We start from the raw sequence: 12755 nt of genomic DNA, 5'->3' as shown, positions 1-12755 counted from the left end.
CAGGATCTCCAGGCCCGACACCCCGGGATCCCCTGGTCCGACACCCCAGGCCCCCAGGCCCTACACCCCCGGCCCCGACGACTCTCGACGCCACTTGTACTCACGAGTAGCCTCATCGCCTCACGCGTAGCACCATGTGTTACAGACACCCCGAGGAGCCCCCGTGACCAGCTGGGCCGGCCGTACCGCCACCGAGATCGCCGCCGCCGTGCGCGAGAAGCGCGTCACGCCCCGTGAAGTCGTGGCCGAACATCTGGCGCGCATCGAACTCCTGGACGCCCGCGTCGGAGCGTTCCGCCGGCTGCGGGCCCAGGAGGCGCTGGCCGAGGCGGACGAGGTGGCCGCCCGCGCCGATCTGGCCGACCTCCCGCTGGCGGGCGTACCCCTGGCGGTAAAGGACAACCTGGGTGTGCGCGGCGAGTCGACCCGGCACGGTTCCACCGCGACGCCGGACACCCCCGCCGACCACGACCATGTCACCGTGGCCCGGCTCCGCGCGGCGGGCGCGATCGTCGTCGGGGTCACCAATGTGCCCGAACTGTGCATCTGGGGCACCACGGAGGGCCCTCTCGGCACGGCCCGCAACCCCTGGGACACCACCCGCACGGCGGGCGGTTCGTCGGGCGGCAGCGCCGCGGCCGTCGGTGCCGGGATGGTGCCGATCGCGCTCGGCAACGACGGCATGGGCTCGCTGCGCATCCCGGCCGCCAACTGCGGTGTCGTCACCATCAAGCCGGGCCTCGGGGTCGTCCCGGCGGGCATCGGCAACGGCGACTGGTTCGGCATGTCGGAGAACGGCCCACTGGCGACGACGGTCGAGGACGCCCGTCTGATGCTGTCGATCCTCGCGGACACCGGGTTCGTACGGTCGGACGCGCACACCGGCCGCAAGGTCGCCCTCTCGGTCCGCAGCCCCATCACCGGCGTCACCATCAGCAGGCCGTACGTGTCCGCCGCGCGCGAGGCCGCCGCCCTGCTCGACGGTGCCGGTCACCAGGTGCGGCCCGCCGACCCGCCGTACCCGCTGTCGATCGGCGTCACCTCGTTCACGCACTGGACGGCGGGCACGGCACGGGACGCGGAGGGCTTCGACAAGAGCGGACTGACCCGGCGTACCCGGGTCCACGCGGCCATCGGGCGCCGGTTCGTCGGCTACGTCGAGCGGGGACAGCACAAGGAGCAACTGCGCCGCCGTCTGGAGCCGTTCTTCGCCGAGCACGACGTCCTGCTCACCCCGGCACTCGCCCGGCGCTCCCCCGCAGCAGCCGCCTGGCACGAGCGGGGCTGGCTGCGCAACATCCTCGCGAACACCAACTACTCGCCGATGACGCCCCCGTGGAACCTGACGGGCTGGCCGGCGATGGCCGTCCCGTTCGGCACCCTGCCCTCGGGCGCGCCCTGCGCCGTCCAGCTGGTGGGCCGCCCGGGCTCGGAGGCCGTACTCCTCGACGTGGCCCAGCAGTTGGAGGAGCTGCACCCGTGGCAGCGGACGGCTCCGCTCGCCTAGAACGCACCGAGCCGGGTGGCGGTCAGTCGGCGCCGAGGGCCTTGTACATGATGTGCAGGCCCACCCGGCCGTCCCGGGGATGGTCGAACGCGTCCGGGACCGTGCCCAGGATCGTGAAGCCGAGCGAAGTCCACAGCTTGACCGCCGGGTTGGTCTCGACGACGGCGTTGAAGACCATGCCCCGATACCCCTGGACCTCGGCCTCGCTCAGGACGTGTTCGGCGAGGGCGCGGCCGATGCCACGGCCGCCGCAGTCGGGGTCGACCATGAAACCGGCGTTGGCGATACGGGCCGCGGGGCCACCGTAGTTGGGGGTGAGGAAGGCGGAGCCGACAACAGCCCCCGCACCGTCCTCGGCGACGTACACGCGCTTGGCCGGGCTCATCCACAGAGCGCGGGCCGCTTCCTCGGAGGTGTCCGGGTTCCAGGTGTAGGTCTCTGCGGCGGCGACGATGCGGTGCCAGAACGGCCAGATCCGCGGCCAGTCACCTGCCGCGGCTTCCCTGATGATCAGCATGGACGTGAGTGTGGCACGCCCATGCCGACGACAATCTCGACGGGTCCTACGACCCTTCGGTCCTTCGGTTCCTCGGTCCTCCCGGGGCGTCAGTCGACGCTGGGCAGGATGTGCGGCTCGGCGAGGTCGTCCTCGTAGCCCGCCAGGCGGATCGGGGCCGACCTGGCCCACACGTCGAGGCTGCCGAGCCGGTCGCTCCGGTCGCCGGGAGCCTTCGTGCGTTCCTCAGGGCCTTGTTCGAGATTCGTCTTCTCCGGTGTCACCGCGCACTCCTTATGTGTCGGGTCACCCTCAGGACAATCGGGACCAGTCTGATGCCGGTCGCTCCACATCCACTCGGGTCTGGGTCAAGAGCAGTCAGGACGCGGTGGCGCCGGTAACGGACCGTGGGTGTGGGTGGAACCCAGTCGTGCTGCCCGTCCGCTCCAGTATTAACCAAATGAGCGCATGCCCGCTCGATGGGGTGAAAACAAGGGGTAAAGATCTCACGTCGCTCAGTGTTCATTCAGCCATAATCTGGGGTTATTTGTTGCCTGGAGCACGGTTTGAGCATCACCCGTACGGCTCAACCAACGCACCCACGTACGCCGTCCTGGAGGAGCTGGCGCACCCTGCTGGAGCTGGGCGCGGTCGACTGAACCCCTTGAACCCCCGTACGTCCAGGGCCTGTTGACTGACGACTCGTCATGAGACGGTACGCGGATGACGTCGCCGTACGGACTGGACGGGCGGGTCGCTCTGGTCACCGGGGGCACGCGCGGGATCGGGCTGGCCGTAGCGGGCGCGCTGGTGCGGGCGGGGGCGCAGGTGTGCGTAACGGCCCGCGATCCGGACGGGGTTGCGCGGGCCGCCAAGACGCTCGGCGGGATCGGCCTGGCGGGCAGTGTCGCCGATCCCGCACACCTGTCCCTGTTGACCGAGTTCACACTCGACACATTCGGCCGCATCGACATCGTCGTGAACAACGCGGCCACCAACCAGCCCTACGGCCCACTCATGGACGCCGACCCGGACAAGTGGCGCGAGGCCTTCACCGCCAACGTCGAGGCTCCCCTGCGCCTGACGCAGTGCGTATGGCGAGCATGGATGCGCGAACACGGCGGCACGGTCATCAACATCTGCACGGAGGGCGCCACACACGTCGGCCCCAACATCGGCGCATACGGCACCACCAAAGCGGCCCTGCTGCACTTGACCCAGCAACTGGCGGGCGAACTGGCCCCAAGGGTCCGGGTCAACTCGGTCTCCCCCGGCCTCGTCCGCACGGAAATGGCCCGTTTCGTATGGGAGCAAGGCGGGGACGCAATCGCCGCCGGGCTCCCTCTCGGCCGGATCGGCGAACCCGAGGACATCGCCCAAGCGGTCCTGTGGCTGGCGTCGGACGCAGCGGAATGGGTGACGGGGACGGACCTGTTGGTGGACGGGGGTACGCGGGTCAGGACGGCGCGGCCGGCGTCGGGATACGCGATCCACGAGCACTTACGAGCGCGCGGGACTGCCACCCCCTAGGGGCGCGGGACTGTGACATTTGCGGCTCCGCCGCGTGGGCGCGACCAGCCCCCACCGCCCCGCAGACGCACCACCACCCCGCCTACCACTTACCGGGCGCGTAGTCCTTCAAGAACACCCCGTACAGATCCTCGCCCAACTCTCCCCGCACGACCGGGTCGTATACACGAGCCGCCCCATCCACAAGATCAAGCGGCGCATGGAACCCCTCATCCGCCAAGCGCAGCTTGTCGTAGTGAGGCCGCTCGTCAGTGATCCACCCCGTGTCCACCGAGGTCATCAAAATACCGTCGGCCTGGAACATCTCCTGCGCACTGGTCCGCGTCACCATGTTCATCGCGGCCTTCGCCGCATTCGTGTTCGGATGCCCCGCCCCCTTGTACCCACGCCCGAACACCCCCTCCATGGCCGACACGTTGACGACATACGCCCGCTTGCTCACCGCACCCCGCGCAGCCTCCGCCATCGCCGGCCGCAACTTGCTGATCAGGATGAACGGCGCCGTGTAGTTGCACAGCTGGGTCTCCAACAGCTCCACCGGGGAGATCTGCTCGATGGTCTGCACCCAGGTGTTGGTGTCGACGACGTCGGGGACGAGCCCGCCCGCGTCGATTGCGGTGCCGTCGAGATGCCGGGCGACGCTGGCGTTGCCCGCGACGAGGGCGAGGTCGGCGACCTGCTGGGCGTCGAGGCCGCTGATGCCGACGGGCAGCGCGGCCAGTCCGTCGACCGCGCCGGAGCCGAAGGCGCCGATCACCCGGTGGGCGGGCAGCTCCCCGGCGGGCAGCGGCGCGCTCTCGCCCTCGATCAGGGCGGCGTACGCGGAGGGCAGCCGGCGTACCGTCTGGGTCGCGTTGTTGATCAGGATGTCGAGCGGACCGTGCTCGGCGACCTGGTCGGCCAGGGCCACGACCTGGGCCGGGTCGCGCAGGTCGGTGCCGACGACCTCCAGGCGGTGGATCCAGTCCGCCGAGTCGTCCATGGCCTTGAAGCGGCGGATGGCGTCCTTCGGGAACCGCGTGGTGATCGTGGTGTGCGCGCCGTCGCGCAGCAGCCGCAGCGCGATGTACATACCGATCTTGGCCCGGCCGCCGGTGAGCAGCGCGCGCTTGCCGGTGAGGTCGGTGCGGGCGTCGCGGCGGGAGCGGTTGAGGGCGGCGCAGTCCTGGCAGAGCTGGTGGTAGAAGTAGTCGACCTCGACGTAGCGGGTCTTGCAGGTGTAGCAGGAGCGCGGGCGCTGGAGTATCCCCGCGATCTGCCCGGCCTCGGTCACCGACGACGGCAGGATGCCCTCGGTCTCGTCGTCGATGCGCTGGGCGGAGCCGGTCGCCGTGGACTCGGTGACCGCCTTGTCGTGGGCGGTTTTGGAGGCCCGGCGCTCCTGCCGGCGGCGCTGCTTGACCGTGCGGTAGACGCCGGCGGTGGCGCGGCGCACGGCGATGGCGTCGGGGTGGTCGACGTCCAGCTTGTCCAGCTCTTCGAGCACGCTCAGGCAGACGGCCATGCGCTCGGGGTCGATGCCGGGACCGTAGGAGACGTCGTCCATGTCGTCCACGCCGTCCACGGCCGTCGGGCCGTCCTCTGTCACCGTCATCGCGCTGCCGTTCCCTGGGGTCGCCTTCGTGGCGCTCCGACCGCGCCCGCTCTCGAACAGGCGATTTTACGGAAGCCCGGGCCCAGTCACCAAACCCGCGACGATCATGCCCCTGCTCAGCGGGCTATTCGGAGGACTGCTCAGAGGACTGCTCAGGGGCGCAGACGGCGACCAGCGCCTCCACCTCCTCAGAGACCGCAGCGGCGAACCGGTCAAGGTCCGGCACGGCGTCGGCGTCCGCGACGAGCCCGAAGTGGACGTGTCCCCGATACGTCGAGGTGGCGACCGCCAGCGACTGCCCCTGGGCGAGCGGGGCGAAGGGGTAGACCTCGGTGAGCGGGTTGCCACCGAGCCTGAGCCCGAGACTGGGCAGCGGCACGCTGGTGACGAGGATGTCGAACCAGAGCCGGGCGGCCTGCTTCACCAGCGGTCCGCCGAGCCGGTGCCCGAGGGCCGGCACATGGTCGGCGAGCAGCGCGACCGCTCCCGCGCCCCGTCCGGGCCCCGCGTCCTTGTTCCGGTCCATGGCGCTGCGTACGAGGTCGAGGCGCCGCAGCGGGTCCGGGTCGTCGACGGGCAGCCGCATCAGGTACCCGGAGAGCCGGTTGCCCTGCGGATGCGCGGTGCGCGGACGCCGCTTGGAGACGGGGATGAGCGCGCGCGGGGCGACCCCCTCGCTGCCGTCGCCGCGCTCGTCGAGCCAGCGCCGCAGGGCTCCCGCGACGACGGCGATGAGTACGTCGTTGACGGTGCCGCCGGCCGTCTTGCGCACCCGGTGGATGTCGTCGAGGTCGAGGAGGACTCCGGCGGTACGGCGGGTGCCGCTCGGTTCGGCGACGAGCGCGGCGGAGGAGCGCGTCCCCAGCGTGTCCAGGCCGGACCGGGCGACGGAGGCGCCGATGTCCAGGGCGCGCCCCACGTCGGAGAAGGCACCGCGCACCAGCCCGGGCAGCTTGCGCACGTCCGGGAAGAGGCCGGCGGCCGGCTGTGCGGGACGCGGGCGGGGCCCCGGCAGATCGAGGGGGTCCATGACACCGGCGGCGAGGGTGAGCGCGCGCAGACCGTCGGCGAGGGCGTGGTGGAACTTGAAGAGCACGGCGAAGGAGGTGCCGTCCTCGCCGGGCAGGACATGGGCCTCCCAGGGCGGCCGGCCGCGCTCCAAGGAGCGTTCCATGAGCCGTCCGGCCTCGGCGTGGAAGTCGGAGGTCGGGGCGTGCAGCCGGACGTGGTCGAGCGGGTCGAAGTCCGGCACCGCCTCGCGGGTGGCGCCCCCGAAGGCCAGCGGGAGCAGGGGCGGCCAGACGTCCCGGATGCGCATGCGCAGTCCGGGTACGGCGGCGGCACGGGCGGCGAGCAGATCGGCCGCGTGGGCTCCGGCGGTGGGCGAGTGGGACGAGAACACACCGAGGGCGCCCAGGTGCATGGGGTGCAGGTCGGAATCCATGTTCCAGAAGGCCAGGTCGAGGGGGGCGAGCAGGTCCGAGGTCTCGAAGGTCAAAGGATCACTCTCGCGTCGACGAAGGGTGAGTCAGCAGTCAATCGCCTGCGGATGATTACGGTCAAGTACGATCAAGCTACGCACAGTTAACAACGGATTAAGTCCCGCCGCTTTGAGAGCGACGGGACTTAAGTGACTTATGAGGTCACGTCAGGACGCGCAGCGTGCTATCGCAGGGCGGGCGGGGCCGCATCCGCGCCCGTTCCCCACCCGGACGGCTCCGGGCCGACCGTGAACTCCAGCGCACGCGCGCCCCGCAGCAACCCGCTCGTCACATACGTACGGCCGTAAGTCACCCCGTCGACGGCCACCGACTGGACGTACCGTCGGCCGTCCGACGTACCCGGTGCCGTCACCGTGAGGGCGCCGAGCGGGTAGTAGCGGCGGTCGAGGGTGAGGTCGGTCCGGTCGAAGACCGGGGTGGACAGGCCCCAGGTGTCGTAGCCGGGCTGCACCGGAAAGATCCCGATCGCGGACAGGACGTGCCAGGCGGACATGGTGCCCATGTCGTCGTTGCCCGTCATGCCGGTGGGGCCGTCCGTGTAGAGGGTCAGCGCGGTGTGCACGACCTCGGTGGTCTTCCAGGGCTGTCCGGTGGAGAGGTAGGTGTACGGGGCGGTGAGGTCGACCTCGTTCTGCGGGTTGTACTTGTCCGCGTTGTAGTAGGCGTACGGGCCGTTCACCCACACCTCGCGGGCCGTCCCGGCCGGGTCCGCCTTCATTTGGTCGTACGCGAAGAAGGCGTCGAGCCGGTCGTTGGCCGCTTCCCTCCCCCCGAGCAGGTCCACCAGGCCGGGCAGATCCTGCAGGACCAGCCACTGGTACTGCCAGGCGGTGCCCTCGTGGAACCCCACGCCGATGGCCGGATCGAGGTCGCCCGTGAAGGCTCCCGAGCCGTCCCGGGGCCGGAAGAAACCGGTCGAGGGGTCGAAGACCTCGCGGTAGCTCTGCGCCCGGCGGGCGTAGCGGTCGGCGTCTGCCTCGTGGCCCAGGTCGCGGGCCATCTGGGCCAGCATCGCGTCGGACAGGGCGTATTCGAGGGTGACGGAGGCGCCCCAGTGGTAGTCGGAGTCGCCGAGCTTGGTGCGTGGGCGGCCCTTGAGGTAGGGCGCGAAACCGTCCTCGATGTACTCCCGGTTCGCCTCGCGCCCGACCATGGGCAGGTCGGCGGGCGGGACGCCGTCGGCGTTCTTCCTCAGGGCGCGGTAGGCCCGCTCCTCGTGGCCGTGCAGCAGGCCCTGCTGGTAGGCGTGGGTGAGGAAGGGGGTGACCGGGTCGCCGGTCATGATGTTGGTCTCGACGGTGCCGTAGCCCCACTTGGGCAGCCAGCCGCCCTCCTCGTCGATCTTCAGCACCGAGAGCGCCATGTCCCGGGCCTCGCGGGGCGCGAGCAGCGACAGGAGCTGGGCCTGGGTGCGGTAGGTGTCCCAGAGGGACCAGTTCTGGTAGTACGTGAAGTCCCGCGCGCGATGGATCCTCAGGTCCCAGCCGGTGTAGCGGCCGTCGGCGTCGCTGCCGATGTTGGGGGCGAGGAAGCTCCGGTACAGGGACGAGTAGAAGGTCCGCCGGAGGGTCTCCGAGCCGCCGGTCACACCCACGTCGTCGAGGCGCGCCTCCCAGCCGTCCCGGGCCGCCTCCCGTACGGCGTCGAACGAACGTCCGCCTTCGGCGCTCAGGTTGCCCGCCGCGCCGGTCGCGTCGACGTACGACAGGGCGGTGGTCGCCTCGACGGTGCGGTCCCCGTCGGTCGTGTCGAAGCGGACGTAGGCGCCGTCGCCGCCGGTCCGGGACCCGTCGGTGACCGCGGACCCGTCCCAGGTGCCGTACGCCGTGAAAGGGCGGTCGAAGCGGGTGAGCGTGTGGACGATGTACGGCTTCGTGCCCCGGCAGAACCCGGAACCGGTGATCGTCGTACGGACGGTCCGGTCGTCGAGGATCTCGACGCGGCTCGCCACCTTGGTGTGCAGCGACTGACCCGCGTTGAGCAGCACGTTGGCCTTGGTGGTCGCCGGGAAGGTGTAGCGCTGGACGCCGGTGCGGGCGGTCGCCGTCAGTTCGGCGTCGATGCCCGAGTTCAGGCCCACCCGGTAGTAGCCGGGAGTGGCACGCTCCTGGTCGTGGCCGTACTCGGCGGCGTAGGTCGCGTAGTCGGTGCTCGTGATGTCCCCGGTCGTCGGCAGGACCGGCAGGTCGCCGCCGATCCGGCAGCCGACGCCGGAGAGATGGACGAGGGAGAAACCCCGGATGCGGGTCTGGGAGTAGCGGTAGCCGGTCTTGTGGCCGGTGTCGGGCGAGAGCTGCACCATGCCGAAGGGCGCGGTCGCGCCGGGGAAGGTGTTGCCCTCGTTCTCCGTGCCGATGAACGGGTTGACGAGGTCGGTGAGCCGCTCGTCACGGGCATGGGCGGCGGGTGCGGCGAGCGTGCCCACGAACAGGGCGGCGGCCGTCACCGCCCCGGCGGTGCGCAGCGTCCATCTCACAGGGAAGTCCTCCGTGGGCTCGGGCCGGACGGCCGGGCGGCCCACAGGTGTCGTCCTGGGCCGTGTCCCGGATCCGTTCCTCGCCGGGCGCCCCGATCCGCGCCCCGCCCGGCACGGTCACCTCGCGGCCGTACGGCAACAGCCCGTTCGGCTCACTCGCCGCAGGTACGCGGACGCCGACGGCCCCGGTGAGCACGGACTCACCGGGGCCGTCGGCGTGGGTGCGGGAGTGCCTGCCTACGACACGTGCTGGCCCTTCCCGAGGGCGATCACCCCGCCCTTGGAGACGGTGTACAGGTCGGAGTCGCGCTCCGGGTTGACGCCGATCGTCGCGCCCGGCGGGACCTCGACGTTCTTGTCCAGGACGGCCCCGCGCACGATCGCGCCCCGCCCGATGCGCACGTTGTCGTGCAGGATCGACCCCTGCACCACCGCCCCCGGATCGACGCGCACCCCGGGCGAGAGCACCGACCGCGTCACCTGCCCCCGGATCAGGCACCCCGCGCTGATGATCGACTCGCTGGCGATGCCGCCGGAGTTGAAGCGGGCGGGCGACAGCTGACCGGAGTGGGTGTAGACGGGCCAGCTGCGGTTGTAGAGGTTGAATGCGGGGCGCTCGGCGATCAGGTCCATATGGGCGTCGTAGTACGCGTCGAGCGTGCCGACGTCCCGCCAGTAGCCCTGGTCGCGGGTGGTCTCGCCGGGCACGTGGTTCTCGCTGAAGTCGTACAGCTGGGCCTCACCCCGGTCGGTGAGGGCGGGCAGTATCGAACCGCCCATGTCGTGCACGGAGTCACCGTCCTCGGCGTCCCGCTGCAGGGCCTCTATCAGGGCCTTGGTGGTGAAGATGTAGTTGCCCATCGAGGCGAACACGGACTCGGGGTCGTCGGGCAGGCCCGGCGGGTCGGCGGGCTTCTCCAGGAAGCCCTGCACGGTCTGGTTGTCCGTGCCGGGACTGATCACGCCGAAGGACGACGACTCGACGCGCGGCACCCGGATGCCCGCGACGGTGACCCCGGCGCCGCTCTCGATGTGCTGGTTGAGCATCTGGCGGGGGTCCATGCGGTACACGTGGTCGGCGCCGAACACGGCGACGTAGTCGGGCTGTTCGTCGTGCACGAGGTTGAGGGACTGGAGGATGGCGTCGGCACTCCCGAGGTACCAGCGCGGGCCGAGGCGCTGCTGGGCCGGGACCGGCGTGACGTAGTTGCCGAGCAGGCTGGACATCCGCCAGGTGGTCGTGATGTGCCGGTCCAGCGAGTGCGACTTGTACTGCGTGAGCACGCAGATGCGCATGATGTCACCGTTGACGAGGTTGGACAGGACGAAGTCGACCAGGCGATACGTTCCGCCAAAAGTGACCGCCGGTTTCGCGCGGTCCGCGGTCAGGGGCATCAGGCGTTTGCCCTCTCCGCCCGCCAGTACGATCCCGAGCACAGAAGGTCCACCACGACGCATCGCCGCTCCCCTCACCGTGGTTGTGCAGGTTGCTTGCCCGTACGCCGGTCGCGCTAAGCCTGTTGACCTTTTTTGACGATCTCCTCGTAGAGCCGCACGGTCCGCCGGGCCACCGCGTCCCAGCCGAACTCGCCCACCGCGCGCTCCCGTCCGGCCTCCCCCATGCGCCGCGCGCCCTCCGGATCCCCGAGCACGGAGTCCAGCGCCCGCGCGAGATCCGCCTCGAAGATCCCCAAGTCCTCGTCCAGGGACACAAGTACGCCGGTCTTGCCGTCGTCGACCACCTCGGGGATGCCCCCGACCCGCGAGGCCACGACGGGAGTTCCGCAGGCCATCGCCTCCAGGTTGACGATGCCCAGCGGCTCGTACACCGAAGGGCAGACGAACACGGCGGCATGCGTGAGGAGTTGGATGACGTCCGGGCGCGGCAGCATCTGCGGGATCCAGAAGACGCCCTCGCGTACGGCGCTCAGCTCCTGGAAGAGTTCGCGGAACTCCCGGTCGATCTCCGGGGTGTCGGGGGCGCCCGCGCACAGCACGACCTGGGCGGCCGGGTCGATGTCCCGTACCGCGCGCAGCAGATGGGGGACGCCCTTCTGCCGGGTGATGCGGCCGACGAACAGGACGTAGGGGCGGTCGGGGTCGACGCCGATGCGGGTGAGGGCGTCGGTGCCGTGGTCGGGGCGGTAGAGGGTGGTGTCGATGCCGTTGTGCACGACGTGGACGGTGGCCGGGTCGAGGGCCGGGTAGCAGGCGAGGATGTCCTCGCGCATGGCCCCGGAGACGGCGATCACCCCGTCGGCGGCCTCTATCGCGGTGCGCTCGGCCCAGCTCGACAGGGCGTAGCCGCCGCCGAGCTGCTCGGCCTTCCAGGGGCGCAGGGGCTCCAGGGAGTGCGCGGTCATCACGTGCGGGACGCCGTACAGGAGCTTGGCGAAGTGGCCGGCCAGGTTCGCGTACCAGGTGTGGGAGTGGACGAGTTCGCGGCCTTCGAGGGCGGCGGCGATGGAGAGGTCCGTGGAGAAGGTGCGCAGGGCGTCGTTGGCGGTGTCGAGCGCCGACCAGGGACGGTGACGGATGACACCGACGCCGCGGCCCTCGCCCCAGCAGTGCACCTCCAGGTCGGTGAGGGCACCCAACTCCCGGGCGAGGAACTCGACATGGACGCCCGCGCCGCCGTACACATCCGGCGGGTACTCCCGGGTCAGCAGGCCCACACGCACCCAAAACTCCCTGTCTCGGCGGTTGGTTCCCACATGGTCACCCAGATGCGCCTCCCGGGGAAGACCGTGGGGGCCTGGTGAAGCAGCAGTCTCCGCAGACCCCGCCGCCGGGCACCCGGTAGTAGAGGCAGCAGCTGCGGCGGCGGAAGGCGGTGCCGGTGAGGGTGCCGGTCGGGGCGAGGCGGGGGTGGGTGAACAGTTCGGCGGCGAGCGAGCGGGCGTGTGCGCCGGCCGCCGGGTCCGTGCCGCGCGCCCAGCGGTCGAGTTCGCGGGCCGCGCCGGCCAGTGCGGAGCCCGCGTTGCCCCACAGCAGGCCCTCGGCGACGCCGTACCGGGCGTGCAGGGCGGCCGTGAGGGGCTCCAGGTGCCCTCGTACGACGATGTCCACGACCGTCGCCGCGTCGGCGGGCCGGGGGCGCACCTCCGTCAGCCACAGGTCGTCGGGGGCGCTCGCGGCGGCGTCCCAGAGGAGGAGGCGGGGGTCGAGGTCGGGGACGTGGCCGTAGAGGACCGCACAGCCCAAGGCGACGGACCACAGCCGGGCCGCGAGTGCCTGCTGGGCGATCGACGCGGAGACCCGCAGCTCAGAGACGTGGAGACGGTCCGCGACCGCGTGGACACGGAAAGTTACGGAATCCGCGTAAACCTCCTCGCCGCGATACGTGTAGGCCTGCGCGAGCGTCGGCGGTCGCACGGCGGGTGCTCCGGCCGTGCGTAGTACGAAGAAGCCGCCGAGCGGTCCGAGGGCCGTGAGATCCGAGTCGAGGTCCACGGGGAGCAGTAGTACCAAGGAGGGCCGTAGTCGTGCGCACCGGCTTCACCTCCGCGTCACCCACCCTGGGGAGGACGTTGGACTCCGCGTACTCCATCGGCAGTAGGACCCAATGAATGCTCTGGTACGACGACGTGGCGCGCGCGAGGGGGGATCGTAGTCACTATGGAAGCCGACCGTTCGCCGCGCCGGGCCCC

10 protein-coding genes are annotated in these 12755 nt (G+C 70.8%); 2 read left to right on the top strand and 8 right to left on the bottom strand.

Annotated elements, in window-relative coordinates:
- The first annotated feature begins 163 nt into the window (after positions 1-163).
- Positions 164-1507: an amidase gene (locus ACWDR4_RS08270; RefSeq protein ID WP_450405449.1), complete on the top strand. Its 1344-nt coding sequence runs from the start codon at positions 164-166 to the stop codon at positions 1505-1507.
- A gap of 22 nt (positions 1508-1529) precedes the next feature.
- Here the strand turns inward: ACWDR4_RS08270 and ACWDR4_RS08265 are convergent, their stop codons facing one another.
- Positions 1530-2021, bottom strand: coding sequence for an N-acetyltransferase family protein (locus ACWDR4_RS08265; protein ID WP_450405727.1), 492 nt, complete (start codon positions 2019-2021; stop codon positions 1530-1532).
- Between the two features lie 92 nt (positions 2022-2113).
- Positions 2114-2287, bottom strand: coding sequence for a hypothetical protein (locus tag ACWDR4_RS08260; protein WP_198539264.1), 174 nt, complete (start codon positions 2285-2287; stop codon positions 2114-2116).
- A 439-nt stretch (positions 2288-2726) separates the two neighbouring features.
- Here ACWDR4_RS08260 and ACWDR4_RS08255 point away from each other — a divergent pair, with 439 nt between their 5' ends.
- Complete coding sequence (locus tag ACWDR4_RS08255; protein WP_450405446.1) at positions 2727-3533, top strand: SDR family oxidoreductase; 807 nt, start codon at positions 2727-2729, stop codon at positions 3531-3533.
- 82 nt (positions 3534-3615) lie between these two features.
- Here ACWDR4_RS08255 and ACWDR4_RS08250 read toward each other — a convergent pair whose 3' ends face one another.
- The 6 genes from ACWDR4_RS08250 to ACWDR4_RS08225 form a co-directional block, all read right to left on the bottom strand.
- Positions 3616-5127, bottom strand: a complete 1512-nt coding sequence (locus ACWDR4_RS08250; RefSeq protein WP_450405442.1) for an SDR family NAD(P)-dependent oxidoreductase — start codon at positions 5125-5127, stop codon at positions 3616-3618.
- A 124-nt stretch (positions 5128-5251) separates the two neighbouring features.
- Positions 5252-6571 carry a wax ester/triacylglycerol synthase family O-acyltransferase gene (locus ACWDR4_RS08245; protein WP_450405724.1) on the bottom strand — a complete coding sequence of 440 codons (1320 nt, stop codon included), beginning with the start codon at positions 6569-6571 and terminating at the stop codon, positions 5252-5254.
- A gap of 221 nt (positions 6572-6792) precedes the next feature.
- Positions 6793-9105, bottom strand: coding sequence for a GH92 family glycosyl hydrolase (locus ACWDR4_RS08240; protein WP_450405439.1), 2313 nt, complete (start codon positions 9103-9105; stop codon positions 6793-6795).
- 237 nt (positions 9106-9342) lie between these two features.
- Positions 9343-10563 (bottom strand): glucose-1-phosphate adenylyltransferase, encoded by a 1221-nt coding sequence (glgC, locus tag ACWDR4_RS08235; protein ID WP_450405436.1) that lies wholly within the window; start codon positions 10561-10563, stop codon positions 9343-9345.
- A 53-nt stretch (positions 10564-10616) separates the two neighbouring features.
- The gene (gene glgA, locus ACWDR4_RS08230; RefSeq protein ID WP_450405433.1) at positions 10617-11786 is read right to left on the bottom strand and encodes a glycogen synthase; all 1170 of its coding nucleotides are present in this window, start codon (positions 11784-11786) and stop codon (positions 10617-10619) included.
- Positions 11787-11823: 37 nt separating this feature from the next.
- Complete coding sequence (locus ACWDR4_RS08225) at positions 11824-12558, bottom strand: (2Fe-2S)-binding protein (protein ID WP_450405430.1); 735 nt, start codon at positions 12556-12558, stop codon at positions 11824-11826.
- Positions 12559-12755 lie beyond the last annotated feature (197 nt).

It is taken from the genome of Streptomyces sp. NPDC000878, from assembly GCF_053599695.1.
The sequence above is the reverse complement of the archived record's forward strand: the minus strand, read 5'-3'. Positions and strand labels throughout refer to the sequence as shown.